This window comes from Treponema vincentii F0403 (assembly GCF_000412995.1).
Lineage (GTDB): Bacteria > Spirochaetota > Spirochaetia > Treponematales > Treponemataceae > Treponema > Treponema vincentii.
Genome location: NZ_KE332512.1, coordinates 806,356 through 823,320 on the forward strand (window position 1 = coordinate 806,356; position 16,965 = coordinate 823,320).

The window sequence follows — 16,965 nt, forward strand, 5'->3', positions numbered from 1 at the left end:
CTTAGTCATTACTTTGTTACATCTGTAGGAGGTGCAGGACGGTCTGGAATCTCCGAGGCAGCGGGGCGGTGAAAACCGTTTTTTCCCGTGTTGAAGGAAGCGCAACGCAGAGCCGGTACGCATGGAGCATCATCCCGTACGGTTTCCACTCCGCCTCTTTTTTCCCGTACAGCGGATCACCGACAATTGGGCAGCCGATAAAACGCGCGTGTAATCTAATTTGATGAGTTCTGCCGGTGTCGATTTTAAAAAGCACGAGCGCATACCGCCCGTACACCCGCAGTACCTTATAGCGGGAGCGGGCATATTTTCCCTTAGCAAGATCGGCCGAGGCGGCGAAGCGGATACGGCTATGCTCATCGCGGAACACCGAAGTTTCAATAACACCGGTACGTTTTTCCGGCACCCCGTTTAAAATAGCCGCATAATATTTTTCCGTGCGCCGCATCTTAAACTCATCTTTTAAAAAAGCCTCCGCTGCGGCAGAACGGGCGGTAATCAGTACACCGGAAGTATCCTTATCAAGCCGGTGCACGATACCCGCACGCAGCAGATCCTCAAAGTTCCCCCTCCCCTGCTCCGCTTCGAGGAGGCCGGCAAACTCATCATGAATAGGCGAAGTGTGCAAGCGGTAATACGCCAGCGCCTGTACCAGCGTTCCCGTCCAATTGCCCGCCGCAGGATGCGTTACCATACCAACCCGTTTGTTTACTGCAATGACATCGTTATCCTCGTAAAGGATTTGAAGCGGAATGTGTTCGGGAATAAGAAAATCGGGGCTGGGATTGTTCCACATCAATTTGATGCGGTCGCCCGCTTGCACACTGCTTGAAAGTTTTGCCTGCCGCCCGTTGAGCTCCACGGATTGCATCCCTGTTTTAAGCCGTGAACGGGTCATATTGGGAAGAACGCTGCTGCAAAACGCATCGAGCCGCAGCTTGCCGGTACCGTCCGGCACTTTAAACTCAAATATTTCAGTCATACTACCGTGCTTCGGCAGTGCCGCTATCCTGCACCTGCACCGGCTCCGGTGCGGTGCTATTTTTAACCGGCGATGAAATCCCGCCGCTCAATCCGATAAACAGCATATCATTGATAGAAATCGGCGGCGCATCACCTTCAATCGGTACTGTTATCAGTGTAAATTGAATAGGATCTTCCGCAAAAGCATTTTCCCGTTCCAAGCGTTTTTTTTCTACAGAACGCCTAATAGCGCGGTATGTTATATCGATTAAGGCGATGGTTACCGATATGCCAGCCGCGGTGAGAAGCACTCCAAGCTGTTCTTTTTCGGTAAGCGCAACTGCTTTGTCAGCCTGTTTGAGCGGCCACGGATAATAGGCGGGGTCGTTGGGATGCTGTGCAGCACGAATCATATCGTAGCCCCAAAAAGACAACAGCGTAACAAAGGGTAACGCCCCGAAAGACAGTATTTCAAACCGTCTAAGCTCCCGCTGCCAAAGCGGAAACTCTGCTTTTGTATAGGGAACCGGCGTATGATCTTCTTTTTTTTCGTCCGCAACCAACGGCATCTGCACCGCAGCCATAATACACAGAACAAAAAACGCAATATAACGCAATCGTTTATTCATCACAGCCCGCCACTATATCGGATAATCGGATAAAATCATAGACCGTAAGAGACTCCGCGCGGTCAACGGGATCGATTGAGGCCTCTTTCAGCAGTGCTTCCGCAGGGGGCGTCTTTTTTCCTCTTGCAGCAAGAAGCGTGCTTAAATTATTTTTTACCGTTTTGCGCCGCGCTCCAAATAGGCCGCGGACAAGGGTTAAAAAAAGACGTGCATCGCGTACCGGCTGAGGCGATCGTTTCTTTATAAAGCGAAGCGCACGGGATTCGACATTCGGCTTAGGCCAGAACGCGGCGGGAGCAATATCGCGGATCGGCGTTACATCGTAGGCCCATTGGCACAGCACCGAAAACGACGAATAATCTGCAGAGCCCGGAGCCGCGGTCATCCGGAGACCAACCTCTTTTTGCACGGTTATTACCATGCGGTTAAAAAAACACTCGGCTTCGATTGTCGCTGCGATAAGTTTTGCCGCAATATTGTACGGCAGATTCCCGAAAAAAGCATCCGGCGCTTGTCTATCGTATTCCGCTTTCCATGTTTTAAGCACGTCGCCTTCTATTAAATGAAATGACTGATGGGAGCCGAAATAGGATGTTAAAAGCTGTACGAAGCCGCGGTCGATTTCGAACACGGTTACATCGGCGCCTGTCTCCAACAGCAGCGACGTCATCGAGCCGAGCCCCGGCCCCACTTCCCACACGCTATTCCCGGCAGAAAGGCCGAGCGCGGAAACGAGTTCCTGCCGTATATATGCGTTAATTAAAAAGTTTTGCCCGAACTTTTTCTGCATTCCGAACCCGTGTTCGTCAAGTACGACAGCAAGCGCGGAAGGAGCGTTATAGTCGGGAAGTTTCATGTTCAACCTGAAGCGGCCGTGCCATCTTCCGTTCATCTGCCCATTCGCTACGGGCGCGGAACACCTCGCTGCCGTCGGAGGTTCGTACAATAGAATGAACACATACATTTTCTCCGCTGTAAAAGCAGCGGCAGCAGAGTTCGTCCCCATATTGTGCGGAAATTAAAAAATTGGTATCGAGGACACGGAGCAGCTTTCCTCTGCAAAAGTCCGCATCCATAAACGACAGCGCCCATCGGATATAATTGAGATTATTGACATGACCGTTCATATCGATGTCCAAAAGCGACGGATGCAGCCGCTCTTCCCTGTCCCAATATTCGGGCAAGGGAATCTTTGCAAACACACGGCCTTCCAAATGATCTGCGCAAAACCCCAGCGAACCGAATATCGTCTCGTCAAGCACGGCAGGCTGATTGGTTTGCGTATTCAGCACAAGCCAGCAGGTACTGCCGCGCACGCACAGAGCTCCATGCTGCCGCAGCGAATCTACCGTCCATTCCTCACCCTTCCGCTCTGCCGAATCGAAGTCGTCAAAAGCTGAAGATAACGAAGCTTTCTTTCCGCCCTCGGCATAGTAATAGGCAAAATCCCGAAAACAAAAAAGCCCCTTCGGCGGCTGCGCCCATGTTTGTAATGTCAGGCAATCGAGCCAGAGCGGATATTCATGTATTTCAAAATGCTGCTTAGAGATAACCCACGTTAATCCCTTTTTTTGCAGCTGCGGCATAAATATACCGGTAGAACTATAATGATTAGCCGCCAAATCTTGCGAAAGGGCTGCAAAGGAAAGAGGTGTACAGCGGTACTGCCCGTCGATGGCGGTAGTAGGCACCGTATATGGAATCGTGTATTTATTGTCGAGTATCATGGGCATCAGTGTAACCGCTTTTGGGCCGTTGTTCAATGAGAGAAAGTTGGTGTTTCAAACACGTAATCGCGGTGCAGGCGGAGGATAAACTCCTTCATTAAATACTCGCCCCCTTCGATGGTGTAGTGGATACCGTCGCTTTGCATCAACGGTATCCACGCCTTACCTTCCGGCCGGATAGCCCCGATGTATCCCGTTCCGTACTGCTCAACAAAGCTTTTAAGCGAAATTTTTATCAGCTTTTTAGAATCGTATTCTTCAGCGATGGACGCATGCACCGCATTTAAGTATTGTATTTTTTCGTTATATGCGGCGTTCCGCACTACCGGTAAACCGAGCCAGTAGAGCCGCGGAACGGAAGCAAGCACGATGTCGAGGTGCGCTTTTACCATTTTACGGTATACTTCTTCCCATTCGGGCGTACCCGCCGTTAGGATGATGCCGTCGGTTGTCCACATATCCTGATAATCGTTCATACCTAAAAAGAGCACTGCCGCGTCAAAACGCTCTCCGTCTTTTTGCGCGGTAAGCAGCGCTTCCAGTTTTTGCGGCCAGTTATAATAATCGGAACGGAGAAAACCGGAAGAAGGAACGCTCAGCTCTTGCATAACGATAGAGGTGTCGGAGCCGAGCGCACGGGTCATACCGGCGGCGATACTGCGCATCTGGGAATCTCCGAAAAAGAATAAGCGCAAGGGTGTCTGCGCGGAATGAACGACCGGTAGAGCAACATCGCGGAGCGTTTCTTTAGAAATATGACCGAACAATTCCGCAGACAGACCGCCGCCGTTTAGATTGTCAGAAAAACCGGGCATCGATTCGGCATACCCTTGCTCGCCGGTTACCGCATAATAAGCGGCAACATCGCTGTCGTATACTCCTTGGCGGTAAAAAAACGTATCCCATTCGCCACGGTTCTGCAGCCCCGCAGTCCGTATAAACGCATTCCTCAGTACGGGAATAACGGCGGCGGTGGGAGAAGCTTCGGTAACGGAAACTGCCGGAGCGGTAAGCGCCGTATAAATATTTTTTAAGGAGGCGCTTTTAATGCCTTGCACCGGATGCGCCAGCCGTTGCCCTAAAAACGGAATCAGCACAAGAAGCGCCGCCGCCGCAAAAAAGAGACACTGATTGGGAGAGTACCGGCCGTTCCGCTCCTGTCCTCCGTTTGCGTTTTTATCATGTTGCCCTTGTTGCCTGTGTTGCTCTTGTTGTGTGTGCTGCGCTTGTTCAGTCGGTTCGCCTTGTTTATTGTTTTCAATCATAGCCTGCACATACTCCTCTAAAACCCGAAGTAGATAAACGGAGCGACGCCGGAAGTGGACACGATATTGAGGGCGATAAAAAACAGCACAACGGCGGCAATCTTTACAACAAGCGGCAGCCGCACATAGCGGGCAAAATAGGTGCAGCGCGTCTCCTCGCTCGGTATTTGCAGCAAAAAGGCGGCGGCAAGCGGTACAAGGACAAACCAGTGCACCGTGCGGAGCGGCTGCGTGATATTTTTGAGCGACGTAACGTAGAGCGCAATTTCCCGCACGGTATTTGCACGGAAAATAAGCCAGCTGATATTGATAAACGCAAAAACGCCGCCGAACCGAAGCATCCGTTTGAATGCAAGATTCCGGCCGGCAGCAGTGTTTATAGCGGCGGCGCGGCGTTCTTTACCAAGAACGGCGACAACCCGCTCTGCGGCGCAGGCAATGCCCTGGAGCAGCCCCCACAGCACAAAGGGAATGGAGCCGCCGTGCCACACCCCCGCGATGAGCATTGTCCCGACCAGCGCAATCACCGTGCGGACTAAACCGTAGCGTGAGCCGCCGAAGGAGAAGTACACATAATCGCGCAGCCACGACGAAAAGCTGATATGCCAGCGCCGCCAAAACTCACTCACCGATTGGGACAGATACGGCCGGTTAAAGTTCTGCGGCGCTTCAAAACCGAGCAAAAGCCCGATGCCGATTGCCATATCGCTGTAACCGGAAAAGTCGCAGTAGATGACAAACGTGTATGACACAAGCCCAACGAGCAGTTCAAGGGTATTGCACTGTGCCGGATTCGCAAATACGGGATCGACGGCAAGCACGGAAAGAAAGGTTGCCAAAACCATTTTTTTATACAGCCCCGATACAATCAGCAAGACGCTGCGGTCAAAGTCTATCGGTTTTTCCGCCTCCGCATCCCGCGTCAGGTTATCCGGCAAGGCGGTAAAAAAAGGTTCCGCCTGCACAATCGGGCCTGATGCCAGTTGCGGAAAAAACGAAATATAGAGCAGCAGTTCGATAAAAGATTTTGCCGGCCGCATTTTGCACAGATAAATATCGAAGATGTAGCTCATCGAGCGGAATGTATAGTACGAAATTCCCACCGGCAATAATAGAGAGTACCCCTGCAGCTGCAGCAACAGCGGCGTTTGGAGCTGCCCGTTAAAAAACGTGTAGTTTAAAAAGGAAGTAAAATCGTAAAAATATTTAAAAAATCCGAGAAAGAGAATGTGCAGTACGGTACCGGTCACCATCGTAACGGTACGGGGAATATAGTTTTTTTGGATTCCGAGCAAATAGCCGATAAGACCGGACAGCGCCGACACTCCGAACAACAACACGCAAAAGCGCCAATCCCAGCAGGCATAAAAAAAATAGCTTGCGCACGTAAGGAAAATAATCCGTTGTTTTTTCTGCCTGAATACATACCAGTACAGAAAAAAAACAACGAAAAAAAAGAGCGCGAACCGGAGTGTCGGAAACAGCATCGCTCAATGGATTTAAGGAAGCGTTGCCGGTTTGTTTGCCATCTTACGCTGAATATCGGCAGCGCGGTTAGCCGGCATCAGCGAGAACCAGTATGCAACGGAAGACGTTTTGTTTGCCTTTTTGGCAATCGCTTCCACTGCCCGCAGTACATCGATAATATCTTGATCATCCATTTGCAGTAAGTTGGCGACCGCCTTCTCAGGCTGCATACCGTTGATATACCGCGCAATCTGATCGATATTCGCTTCCCGCATATCCCGTTCCGCCATCCTCTGTTCAAAGGATTTTTCTTTTTCTTCTATAATAGAGAGTCGATCATCAAGCTCCTGCGATACCTGCGCCGCTTCTTTTTCGCGAGCGGTAACATCAGCTTCTTTTTTATCGAGCTCCTGCGAGCGGACATCCAGCGCAATCAGCCGTTTAGCATACCGGTCGGCATCTAAATCTGCATCCGCATCAGCCGGAGAAGCGACACCGGCAGGCGTCTTTAATCCGAACAACGAGTATACCGGTGAAAAAACTCCCCGTGCATTGATTAAGCCGAGATAGCTGAACCAAAAAAGTCCGCCGAAAACCAATATAATAATCAATAAAAGCAATACTATTACTCGTCCAAAAGAACCTCTACGTCTCACCGGAGTCCTCCCTGCATATTTCAGTATCGGTAAAAATCTCAACAAATATTAGGACATCTCTAAAAAGCATTTTTTTAAAGCGCCCTATCAGTGCTCGTTAATGTTTATAGAGATATTGAAAGTATTCCATATCGGTTGATAATATCTTCTCGGTATCGGGAAGCGCATTTTGATATACCTCAAGGCTCTTCCAAAAGCTATAAAACTCAGGGGACTTGCCGTACGATGCAGCATAGATTGCGGTAGCCTGCGCATCTGCCATTCCCTTTATCTTCTCCGACTCGGAATACGCCTTTGACAGAATACTCTTTTTCTCGTTTTCCAATTTACCGAGCCATTCCGCCTTTTTTCCCTCACCGGTAGAACGGAACGTTTGTGCAATCTGATTCCGTTCCTTAATCATTCTATTATAGACCGAAACCTGCAATTCATCAGAATATTTTATCTCTTTAAAAATAACGTCGATAACCTCAATGCCGAAATCTTCCAGTTGCATATTCGCCTTCTTTAAAATTTCGGCGGCGAGCACATCGCGCCCTTTTTCGATAGCGGCATATACCACCTTTTCCGAACCGGTTACCTCCTCCAGCTTCACTTCGTCCGTATTCAATCCGAATTGCTCTTGATGGACGATTTCGTTAATACTGTTGGTGCTACGAACAACGTCATCCAAACTATTAACGGTGATAATATCCCGTACCGACGAGTCGATAATATCGGAGAGACGTGAATACGCGCCTTCATAGGTTACGAGCGATTGATAAAACTTGCGGATATCCGAAATACGCCAACGGCTGGTCGTATTCACCTCGATAAACTGCTTTTCTTTGGTAAGGATTTTTTGAGGGTCGCCGTCGATGCGCAGCAGTTTTGCGGTATACCGATGCACCTGATGCAAAATCGGCATTTTAAAATGGAGCCCCGCCTCCGTTTCCGTTTTGATAATTTCGCCGAACTGAGTGATGATGGCCGTCTGCCCCTCATTTAAAACATAAAACGGTTGTATCAACAACACAAGGATAAACACAACCAGCACGGCGATAACGCCCCGCAGCAATTTGATGTTTTTTATAGTCTTGGCACTCATTCGCGGCCTCCCGAAAGATCTTTTAACGGTAAGAAGTTTTTAACATTTTTATCGATGAAGATTACCTTGTCGGTATTTGCAAATATCTTATCGAGCGTTTCAAGATAAAGCCGCCGCTTGGTGATATCGGGCGCCTTGCTGTATTCGACATACACCGCATTAAATCGGGCAACATCCCCTTCAGCCTTGTTGACCCGTTCCGCCGCATAGCCGCGCGCTTCTTGAATCATCCGGTCGGCATCGCCTTTCGCTTTGGGGATTTCCTTGTTGTAGGCTTCTTTGCCTTCGTTAATCATCCTGTTCATATCCTGAATGGCGATGTTAACGTCCTCAAAGGCTTGCTGCACGTCTTCCGGCGGAACAACGTTTTGCAGCTGCACCGACGAAACCGCAATGCCGAGCCCCAGCTGCTTATACTTTTCGTTCATAATCTCCTTTGCGGAAAATTGAATTGAGTCGCGTTCCGATCCCATAATATCCAAAATAGCGCGATCGCCGATTAAACTATTGATCGCCGCAGTGGACACATCGCGGACGGTGTTAATCCGCTCACTCGCTTCAACATTGAACAGCCATGCCTTAGGGTCGATAATGCGATACTGCACCGTCCATTCAACATTGATAATATTGAGGTCACCGGTCAGCATAGAAGATTCGCTTACGATATTGTTCCGGTACTGACTCCGGTCGGAAGCCATCGTAGTACGGAAACCGAACTCTTCTTTTTGAACGGTCGTAACAGGAATATGGTACACCCGTTCGACAATCGGGATAATAAACTGCAACCCGGGCTGTAGCGTCCGGTTGTACTTACCAAGCCGAGTTACCACCCCGTTATCCGTTGTCGAAACAACGGTAAAACTGAAAAATGCCAATATGACGAGCACAACCGCTGCACCTATCGCAACAAGCTGTCCGTTTTTTAATTGCTTCATAAGTTCTCCTCTTCAAATAGACCATTTAAAATATTTAGAGTTTCCCGGTAATTGTTTCTATTTCTTGTACGGTTAGACCGGTAGCTTGTGCGATTTTTTCGGTTGATAACCTCATAGCGTATAAGTTACGTGCAGTTTCGAGGGCTTTACGGTGGGAACCTTCTGCGAGCCCAAGGGATTTACCTTCGGCAAGACCTCTCCCTTATTCTCATGAATACCGGAGACTTATTTTAACACTATATCACCTTTCGATGACTTTTATCTTTGTATCATGTGCCATTGCACTAACATTTATCAGCGGCATAATAGGAACAGCAAAACCTGCATTATACAATGTCTGAGAAATGACAGCTCTTACATAGGGAAATAAAATCGTCGGTCCCTGTATTCGTGCTAAAACATCTTCTTGCTCTTGGGTAAAAGCCCCCGTGCCAACGAACAAGCCCGTAATTTCAAATAATCCGTTAGCCATTTCATGCCGATCTTTCCGGGAGACTATAGAAACTTGAACTTTTATACCCGTCACATATAACACCTTGTCCGCAACGTTCTTATATTTTGAAGCATCTCTAAAAGAAAAAGCATACTGAACTTCATAGTCATCCTGCTTACCGGCAAGCGTTAAAAGGGATGGCTCTACAGAGAATTCTATGTTGGTAAGCTTATATGAATCAAACTGGAAGCCTGATTTTACGCTGCTGTCATCCACTGCATTTCCTCCTCTTTTAAAAGAGTATACGTATTAGTATTTATAAGGTCTCCTTCTTTTTGATACGAAGCAGAATAATTCGCATCTGATTTTAGGATTATCGAATTATGACTATCACAGATAGTATTATACACTATGTTCTCAAAATCTTTTTTGAATGAGGGAGAATTTTTATAAAAATAGTCAAAGAATTCATCGTTTGTCATTGTGCAGAAAAAATCGCATACTTCCGCAAGTTTTTTCAGTTCTTCATCTCTTCTCATTGTTTTACCCATTGCCTCTTAGTTACTAAGTGCGGATTGTTCCGTACAGTATATACATCGACGCATTTTCCCGTCAATTTAGAACCATAAAGCAAATCAGCTTCCGGTTTTTTCTCGTAATACAGATGCGCTTTAATACCTGTGTAGGTATCGGATAATATTTTACATGTCTCAAAAAGATAATTTAGTTTCAAGCCTAACTGTGCCGGTTTTATACCTTTTTGTTGCATGACAGAGTTAAATTTATCTGCGATTCTTGAAATATACTGAAGTTTTTCGTCATCCGTTAAATCCAGTACGTCCGTCAAATTTAACTCTGCTTTTACAATACTCTCTTTATGCTTTTCTGTAAGCCACCATTCGGCACGAGATTCGTGCTCCCAAAAATACATTCCCTTGCCTAAAAAATCAGTATCATTGCTATCAATTATAAGATAATTCCGATTAGTGATAAACTCAGAACATCGACTGCGGTCATTAGCATGATACCCTATCATTTTGCAGACAATTTCTCCCCTTTTCTAAATCTATATCAAATAGTATCATATTCCTTGAAATTATTTCAAGTATTTTATTTCCACCCCGCCCCCTCACAACCGTTTAAAATATTTATATGCGTTTGCCCATTTTATAATAACCTTTTTATACTACATTCTGCGGTTTGCCGGAAAGAAAGCTTTTTAAATTATCCGCGGCAATATGCAACAGCCGTGTCCGCGCTTCGCGGGTTTGCCACGCAATGTGCGGCGTTATGAAGCAGTTGGGACAGCCGAACAGCGGATGGTTTGCAGGCGGCGGTTCAACGCTTAGAACATCGGCCGCATAGCCGCCGATGGAGCCTTTTTTCAGTGCGGCGGCAACCGCTTCATCATCGATAAGCTGTCCGCGGCCGGTATTGATAATGAACACACCCGGCTTTACTTTCGAAAGCGCCGCGGCATCGATTATTTTTTCGCTTGCACTGTTAAGCGGTGCATTCAAGCTGATAATGTCGGATTCGGCAAGCAAGGTTGCAATGTCAACCTGCTTTGCTGCAGCAAGTTGAGGTACCGTTTTAGGCGAACGGTTGACGTAGAGTACCCGCATTCCCATCACAAGCGCAATTTCCGCAACCCTTTGCCCGATGTGCCCAAACCCGATAATACCGAGCGTCTTCCCCGTCAGTTCAAACGTCGGAAACGAGGTATAGCAGAAATGCTCACTGCGGCTCCACTTGCCGTTATGCACCTCGTCGCTGTGTTCTTTTACATGCCAATAAAACTGTAAGATGAATGCAAATACCAGCTGTGCGACGCTGTCCGTGCTGTAGCTGGGGATGTTCGTTACGGTGATACCGGCCGTGTGCGCAGCTTCTATGTCGATAACATTATAGCCGGTTGCCAGCACACCGATATACCGCAGCTTAGGTAAGCGTGCAATCAAATCTTTTGAAAACACAATTTTATTCGATAAGACCGCCTCGCAGTCTTTTACCCGCTCATATACCTCATCGGGCGCGGTTTTGTCATATATCGTGATATCGGCAATATCCTGTAAAATACGCCACGACAGATCTCCCGGATTAAGCGTGAAGCCATCCAATACAACAACTTTCATAACAAATTCCCTCCATGTGATAAAGCTTTTTTTTATTATAGATTTTATAGGTTAAAATTATAGATTAAAAATGCCTTTTTTTCAATTATTATTGAAGACATCTAAAAATCCAACCGGGTTTTCAGCAATACCCGCGAATCTTTAAAATGTAAAAAATTTTCATAAAGTATGAATGTCAACGTTGACTTATCTTTTTAATTTATATATAGTGGGTGCCGCTAAAAATAAAAATAGAGAACGGTAAACATTATGAAATACTATAAAAAATGTATGATAGCAGCAATGGTATGCTGTAGTGTTCTTTTATCCGCGCAAGAAACTGAAAAGCCCCCGGTTATCGTCGTTACCGGAAACAAGATTGAACAGGTTGCCGAAGAGTCGGTTGAAAAAGTAACGGTTGTTGCCGAAGAAAAAATAGCCGAAATGGGCGCAAAAAATGCGGCGGAAGTGCTGCAAAATATTCCCGGCGTTACCGTAACGGAACATCCGATGGAAGGGGTGTCCATGCAAGGCTTCAGCGGCGCTTACGTCAAAGTGCTGATCGACGGGGTAGCAGTCGGCGGAGATGTCGGCGGCGCTTCCCCTATTGCGCTTATTCCCGCTTCGGACATAGACCATATCGAAATTGTAAAAGGTGCGTCGTCCGCCTTATACGGTTCGGATGCGATGGGCGGCGTTATCAATATTATTACAAAAAAGAACCGGACAAATTGGTCTGTCATTACAAAGCAGGAAATAGATATCCATAAGCACTATTACGGTATGGCCGGCTTCTCCTTTAAAAATAAGGCGTTCGGGATACAGGGGATAGGTTCATTTGACAATATGCCCGGTATGATAACCCGCAATGCCGATCCGCTCGGACGGCAAATAGATACCTTTATTTTCCCCAAAACACGCATGGGATTCGGGAGACTTACAGCCGACATTTATACCACGTACGGACCGGTAAAGCTGTACGGAGTATATACAAATCATAACCGTTATATGAATCAGTCGGAAGATATTGCAAACCGATTTATCAGCGAAAAGGGAGAAGCCGGTATAAAAAGCTCGCTGACATTCGGAGAAATGGCACAGGTCAATATTTTTTCAAGCTACAAATACTTCAAACATATCTTTGATGAAATATATACGGCATCGGGAACTCCAAACCGACGGAATTCAGTATTCCATGAACTTGAAAACGAGATTAACGCTAACTTTGATTTTTCCATCGCACATTCATTACTCGCAGGTATAAACGCAAAATGGGCGATGATGCAAGGCAGAGAGTTTCCGAAGCCCAAACATTCAGTGTTGTTAGGACTGTTCACCCAATACACATGGAATATGCAGGGAGAAGGCGTACTGCGGCTTATTAGCGGATTACGTTTTGATATTGCCCCGCCTCTACAAAAAGGAGAAGGCACTTTAGCCCAGTTTACCCCTAAATTCACCTTACGATACGACCCGCTGGATTCCCTCACGATTCGCTTTTCTTATGGAATGGGCTTTAAAGTTCCGACCTTGCAGCAAAAATATTGGCTGTTTTTCCATTCCGCACCGGCGAACTTTGTGTTATTAGGCAATCCGGCGCTCAAACCGGAATACTCTCACGGTTTTAATGCATCCATCGAATATAAACCGGTGAAAGGCCTGACATTCGGTATAAGCGGTTACTTTAACTATGTAAATAACCTGATATTCGCAGTTGAAACCGATAAACGGACAGGCACATTTCCCGATGCGAACGGCGTTCTCCATAGGGTTACCGGTATCCGCCAATATCGGAATATCGACCGTGTTATGACAACCGGCGGAGATTTTTCCGTTCAATACCAATGGAAATGGATAGAAACGTCGCTGACATACACCATTGCCGGTATGTACAATTACGATCCTCAAAATAATCGGTATTATCACGGCGCCTATTTTGTACCTCATCAGATTAAGTTCAACATTACCGGCATTATTCCGGTCTGGCTGACACGGATAACAGTAGGCTTGAGTTGGGATGCGCCGCAAAATATCCGCAGCGGATATGACATCAGGGCAGCCGATAAGCTGAAATTGACTGATGAAAACTATATTGCGAGCCCTGATAAGCTGCTGCTCAACCTGCACATCAGCCAAAAGTTCTGGAGCGACCGTATCGAAGTATACGCCGGTATAAAAAATGTACTGAACAACATCAGCTTTATGAAGGGAACCGACGGGCGCTCAATGAAAGACTTCTACGGTTTGCAGGAAGGAATTGTAGGATACTTCGGTGTCGGAATTAAATACGATGCCGCTCCTTCTAAAAAAGGACAGGCGCCTGTACAAGAAACGGAAACTCCTACCGTAAATATGCCGATGCCGTCCGAAGGAACGATGCCGATGATGCCCGGCGTACAGCAATAAGCGAGGAATGATGATGAAACGACATATATTGATAACACTGCCGATGCTGTTGTTATTCGGCTTAATAAGCGGATGCACGCCGGTAGTGGTAAAAACTCAAGATAATGCGATAAAGAAAGATACCTATACCTTTACATCCGTAAAGCTTCCGGCTGAGCCGAAACGGCCGTTCCCGACGGTAAATGTCGATTACGATAATCACAACCGGATGATTTTTTTCGATTTTAATACCGGCATACAGAAAACGGTAGACAGCGATGCCTGGGATATCGCCATTGTTGTAGGAGATACACCCGATAACATCCCAACCGGTTCAACGGCTTCGGCACCCAAAGCAATATATGCGGTAACAAATTCCGGGGATTACGGTGAACATGCCCGTTTGCTTCCCTTTAAAGCAGGCAAAACATCTGCCGATTATGCGGGGCAGCTCTTGAATAAAATTCAGCAGGCATCGTTTAAGTACGGAGAGCAGGAACTTTCTCCCTTCCAAAACGACCCCGATACGGATGCACCGGTTGCAAATCCGTTTTATACGGCGCTAGAAACCGGAAAACATTATTTATTAAGAACCGGTAAAACCGACGATACGGCAAAAGTATATGAAATTTGGTTTGACGGTATAACGCCGGCTGTCGGAGCTTCCTTCACGCTGCACGTTAAACCGGCGGAACTTTCACAAGCAGAGTCTTCGGAAACAAAGCCTAAAACCGTAACCGGCTTTAGAGCGGAGTATACGCTAACCGGAAACATAAACGGCGATTACAGCTTTAACTACATTAAGCTTGGTACCGATTCGGCACGGATACTTGATAAAGACCATGACGGCATCCCCCAAAAAAACGAATGGCAGCTCCTCTTTATACGAACCAATGTATACGCCAAAGAAATGGGGGAACTATTGGGAACGGACGGTATTGTCAGTACGTCGTCCATTCTTACCAACTCACCTGCCGGTGTAGAAACAGCGGCTCTTTACGGATGGGACTTCCCCGAAGTAACGGCAATTCCCGATTCGACGTATTTTGCCAAGCAAATCGACGGAGTCGGCAAGGGATTTGCCAATTCTCTAAACGATAATTCCGAAAAGCGCCGGAAAGCGTGGTACTACGGCTTAAGCATGCCGCCGACTTTTTATTTATCGCGCATAACATACATTTTTAAATGGGAGACGGCTTCCCAAACCCATTACGCTAAATTCCGGCCGGGAACCTTTTACGGCTCAAACGGTGAAAAATTTTGTGTAACCTTCCGCTATGCGGTAACCCCGTAATAGGGCGCCTATAAAAGAACCTAGTATCAACTATTAAAAGTATCGCCGTAACCGTATAGCCGAAAAAAATAATATTCCATAAACGATATTACATATTTTCAAAATATATATGGAGAAATTATGAGAAAATTACACTGTTATTCTTTGTTTAAGAGCGCGGCAGCATTATGCTGTATCGGTACACTTGTCTGTCTGTTTGCGGCTTGCCCTAACGGACAAACACGCAAAAATCAAGCCACTGTTATCGTTAACGTACTGGATTCGGTAGGAGGGGTTCCCATTACGGAACCGGCCGCGCTTACCGTATATAAGGTCGATACGGAGCGTTCATTGTATAGCCAAGTGCAGGTTATCAATGGGACAGCCCAGCTCTCCCTTCAAAAAAATGAACGGTATGATTTCAGTTTGGGCGGAACGGAAAACGGGCGTGCAGCTTCCGCCATTGAAAACTATTGGATTAGAAGTGCGGATATACAAACCGTTACGATGATTCAGCGCATGATTCAAAAAGGCGCACGCCCCGAAGCACCGTCAATCCAATCCGTTACACTAAACGGCAAGTCGTTCGAGGACGGCGGCGTCTGGGCGGGGGCAGCCGGTCAAACAATGAAGCTGCAAATCGTATTCAAAGCACCTTCGCGGGCGATTCAAGCGAGGTCGACCGACACAAACTTCGGCTGTGCCATCGGAGTCGGAACGGCGCCTTCCTTCTACAACAACATTGCCTCCGCTTCACCGGACTGCGAGCGCAACGCGGACGGAAGCTGGAAATGCACTGCAAACTTTGCACTCCAAAAGATTTCTTTTCCCGATGAATTTAACAATTTTATTATTACCGCGTATGATGTTGCCGGTAACCGTGTAGAACGGCATATCAATTCAATTCAGTTTAAAGAACGCCGACCGGCTTTAAAAACAATAGAAGGGGCTTCGATTCAAGAGTTTAGAGTTGAAATGCGCCGCTACCCTCACTCGTTAAAGATTTTTAATACGCAACAGCAATCGGAACTGCGGCCGCGCAGTATTTCTCCCCACAACGGAGAAAGCACTTCATACGAAGTGCTGCTGTGGTTTCAAATTAAAGATCTCGCATCGCAGGATTTACCTATTAGAGGCTTTGATATATACCGGCGCGTACAGGGACAATCCGCATGGACGCTCGTAGGCCGCAAGCAATACGCAGCCGATTACACAGGCGAACAGGACTCCCGGTATTCCACATACATGGGATTTCACAACGGCTACGATACCGACCCGTCGCTTGAGGAAGGAGTAACCTACGAATATAAAGTAGAGCCTTTTACCGACGGAACTCATCGTCTCGTTTCTCCTACTGCAACTGCACGGCTGCTACCGGCCTCTACCATAGAGTTAATAAACCCTGCGGATAACGGCGTTGTAAAAAAGTCGGAACTGGATAAGCTCAGCTTTTCCTTTAGAATAACCAATCCTGCTATCTGGGATAACCGGTTGGCTGATTCATTTATGTTCGGATTACTTGTTACCGACAAAACTTCAAGCGAAAATGTAATATTTGCCGGAAAAATAAGCGTGTACCTGAAACGATCGGCCGGAAGGAGATTAGGACTGCAATATGCCGTATCGGGGAATCCGAAAGAATACTCCTTTGCAGAATTACAAGAACGAGGCTATATCCCGGCAGATGCTACAGAAGATGATTTTATTTCGTACAGCAACGGCATCGTAACGATTAAGCCCCGATACCTCACAACAGCCGGATTCAATCATCCGTTATTCAGAGATGCAGCGTTTAAAACAGGCTATACCTATAGCTGGGACATTCTCGATTGGGGGAAAGATGCAAAAGAGATTCTTGATAACGAACCGGCAGAATTTACAGCAGTGTGGCAGAGTAAAGATATAGAAGGCCATGAGATTCCCTATCCTACCGAACCGCTCAGTTCAAGCGAAAGCTTTGTAAGCCATCTTAGATATCCGGGCAGTTTAAACGGACAGTGTTATTTTAAAGTAATAGACGAATAAAGAGGG

At 46.9% G+C, this 16,965-nt stretch carries 16 protein-coding genes; 3 read left to right on the plus strand and 13 right to left on the minus strand.

What is annotated here, in order from left to right:
• Positions 1-16 precede the first annotated feature (16 nt).
• The 13 genes from HMPREF1222_RS03620 to HMPREF1222_RS03680 form a co-directional block, all read right to left on the minus strand.
• On the minus strand, positions 17-982 hold the full coding sequence (locus tag HMPREF1222_RS03620) for an RluA family pseudouridine synthase (protein ID WP_016518248.1): 966 nt from the start codon (positions 980-982) through the stop codon (positions 17-19).
• A gap of 1 nt (position 983) precedes the next feature.
• On the minus strand, positions 984-1,592 hold the full coding sequence (locus tag HMPREF1222_RS03625; RefSeq protein WP_016518249.1) for a hypothetical protein: 609 nt from the start codon (positions 1,590-1,592) through the stop codon (positions 984-986).
• Positions 1,585-2,448, minus strand: a complete 864-nt coding sequence (rsmA, locus tag HMPREF1222_RS03630) for a 16S rRNA (adenine(1518)-N(6)/adenine(1519)-N(6))-dimethyltransferase RsmA (RefSeq protein ID WP_016518250.1) — start codon at positions 2,446-2,448, stop codon at positions 1,585-1,587. Before rsmA ends, HMPREF1222_RS03625 begins: the two co-directional genes overlap by 8 nt.
• A complete protein-coding gene (locus HMPREF1222_RS03635; protein WP_016518251.1) occupies positions 2,429-3,319 on the minus strand; it encodes an acyl-[acyl-carrier-protein] thioesterase in 891 nt (296 codons plus the stop codon). The genes rsmA and HMPREF1222_RS03635 overlap by 20 nt, the downstream gene beginning before the upstream one ends.
• 32 nt (positions 3,320-3,351) lie before the next feature.
• Positions 3,352-4,584: an SGNH/GDSL hydrolase family protein gene (locus HMPREF1222_RS03640; protein WP_016518252.1), complete on the minus strand. Its 1,233-nt coding sequence runs from the start codon at positions 4,582-4,584 to the stop codon at positions 3,352-3,354.
• A gap of 17 nt (positions 4,585-4,601) precedes the next feature.
• Complete coding sequence (locus HMPREF1222_RS03645) at positions 4,602-6,071, minus strand: MBOAT family O-acyltransferase (RefSeq protein WP_016518253.1); 1,470 nt, start codon at positions 6,069-6,071, stop codon at positions 4,602-4,604.
• A 12-nt stretch (positions 6,072-6,083) separates the two neighbouring features.
• Positions 6,084-6,707, minus strand: coding sequence for a periplasmic-type flagellar collar protein FlbB (locus HMPREF1222_RS03650; protein ID WP_016518254.1), 624 nt, complete (start codon positions 6,705-6,707; stop codon positions 6,084-6,086).
• 97 nt (positions 6,708-6,804) lie between these two features.
• The gene (hflC, locus tag HMPREF1222_RS03655; protein ID WP_016518255.1) at positions 6,805-7,794 is read right to left on the minus strand and encodes a protease modulator HflC; all 990 of its coding nucleotides are present in this window, start codon (positions 7,792-7,794) and stop codon (positions 6,805-6,807) included.
• Positions 7,791-8,729 (minus strand): FtsH protease activity modulator HflK, encoded by a 939-nt coding sequence (gene hflK / locus HMPREF1222_RS03660; RefSeq protein ID WP_016518256.1) that lies wholly within the window; start codon positions 8,727-8,729, stop codon positions 7,791-7,793. Before hflK ends, hflC begins: the two co-directional genes overlap by 4 nt.
• Before the next feature lie 241 nt (positions 8,730-8,970).
• Positions 8,971-9,438 (minus strand): protein-export chaperone SecB, encoded by a 468-nt coding sequence (locus HMPREF1222_RS03665; protein WP_016518257.1) that lies wholly within the window; start codon positions 9,436-9,438, stop codon positions 8,971-8,973.
• Positions 9,420-9,701 carry a hypothetical protein gene (locus HMPREF1222_RS03670; RefSeq protein WP_006189886.1) on the minus strand — a complete coding sequence of 94 codons (282 nt, stop codon included), beginning with the start codon at positions 9,699-9,701 and terminating at the stop codon, positions 9,420-9,422. Before HMPREF1222_RS03670 ends, HMPREF1222_RS03665 begins: the two co-directional genes overlap by 19 nt.
• Entirely contained in the window at positions 9,698-10,198 is a 501-nt protein-coding gene (locus tag HMPREF1222_RS03675; protein WP_016518258.1) for a hypothetical protein, read from the minus strand. The genes HMPREF1222_RS03670 and HMPREF1222_RS03675 overlap by 4 nt, the downstream gene beginning before the upstream one ends.
• A 145-nt stretch (positions 10,199-10,343) precedes the next feature.
• Positions 10,344-11,297, minus strand: a complete 954-nt coding sequence (locus HMPREF1222_RS03680) for a D-2-hydroxyacid dehydrogenase (protein ID WP_016518259.1) — start codon at positions 11,295-11,297, stop codon at positions 10,344-10,346.
• A 249-nt stretch (positions 11,298-11,546) separates the two neighbouring features.
• On the opposite strand from HMPREF1222_RS03680, the gene HMPREF1222_RS03685 reads away from it, so the two are divergent.
• The 3 genes from HMPREF1222_RS03685 to prcA all read left to right on the plus strand — a co-directional run bounded on the left by HMPREF1222_RS03685 (position 11,547) and on the right by prcA (position 16,959).
• Positions 11,547-13,682 (plus strand): TonB-dependent receptor plug domain-containing protein, encoded by a 2,136-nt coding sequence (locus HMPREF1222_RS03685; protein ID WP_016518260.1) that lies wholly within the window; start codon positions 11,547-11,549, stop codon positions 13,680-13,682.
• A 13-nt stretch (positions 13,683-13,695) separates the two neighbouring features.
• Positions 13,696-14,955: a hypothetical protein gene (locus HMPREF1222_RS03690; protein ID WP_016518261.1), complete on the plus strand. Its 1,260-nt coding sequence runs from the start codon at positions 13,696-13,698 to the stop codon at positions 14,953-14,955.
• Between the two features lie 120 nt (positions 14,956-15,075).
• Complete coding sequence (gene prcA / locus HMPREF1222_RS03695) at positions 15,076-16,959, plus strand: dentilisin complex subunit PrcA (RefSeq protein WP_016518262.1); 1,884 nt, start codon at positions 15,076-15,078, stop codon at positions 16,957-16,959.
• Positions 16,960-16,965: the final 6 nt, after the last annotated feature.

Excerpts from the sequence above, each read along its gene's own strand:
- HMPREF1222_RS03620 (WP_016518248.1), bottom strand. The coding sequence starts at position 982 with ATGACTGAAATATTTGAGTTTAAAGTGCCGGACGGTACCGGCAAGCTG.
- HMPREF1222_RS03625 (WP_016518249.1), bottom strand. The coding sequence starts at position 1,592 with ATGAATAAACGATTGCGTTATATTGCGTTTTTTGTTCTGTGTATTATG.
- rsmA (WP_016518250.1), bottom strand. The coding sequence starts at position 2,448 with ATGAAACTTCCCGACTATAACGCTCCTTCCGCGCTTGCTGTCGTACTT.
- HMPREF1222_RS03635 (WP_016518251.1), bottom strand. The coding sequence starts at position 3,319 with ATGATACTCGACAATAAATACACGATTCCATATACGGTGCCTACTACC.
- HMPREF1222_RS03640 (WP_016518252.1), bottom strand. The coding sequence starts at position 4,584 with ATGATTGAAAACAATAAACAAGGCGAACCGACTGAACAAGCGCAGCAC.
- HMPREF1222_RS03645 (WP_016518253.1), bottom strand. The coding sequence starts at position 6,071 with ATGCTGTTTCCGACACTCCGGTTCGCGCTCTTTTTTTTCGTTGTTTTT.
- hflC (WP_016518255.1), bottom strand. The coding sequence starts at position 7,794 with ATGAGTGCCAAGACTATAAAAAACATCAAATTGCTGCGGGGCGTTATC.
- hflK (WP_016518256.1), bottom strand. The coding sequence starts at position 8,729 with ATGAAGCAATTAAAAAACGGACAGCTTGTTGCGATAGGTGCAGCGGTT.
- HMPREF1222_RS03670 (WP_006189886.1), bottom strand. The coding sequence starts at position 9,701 with ATGAGAAGAGATGAAGAACTGAAAAAACTTGCGGAAGTATGCGATTTT.
- HMPREF1222_RS03675 (WP_016518258.1), bottom strand. The coding sequence starts at position 10,198 with ATGATAGGGTATCATGCTAATGACCGCAGTCGATGTTCTGAGTTTATC.
- HMPREF1222_RS03680 (WP_016518259.1), bottom strand. The coding sequence starts at position 11,297 with ATGAAAGTTGTTGTATTGGATGGCTTCACGCTTAATCCGGGAGATCTG.
- HMPREF1222_RS03685 (WP_016518260.1), top strand. The coding sequence starts at position 11,547 with ATGAAATACTATAAAAAATGTATGATAGCAGCAATGGTATGCTGTAGT.
- HMPREF1222_RS03690 (WP_016518261.1), top strand. The coding sequence starts at position 13,696 with ATGAAACGACATATATTGATAACACTGCCGATGCTGTTGTTATTCGGC.
- prcA (WP_016518262.1), top strand. The coding sequence starts at position 15,076 with ATGAGAAAATTACACTGTTATTCTTTGTTTAAGAGCGCGGCAGCATTA.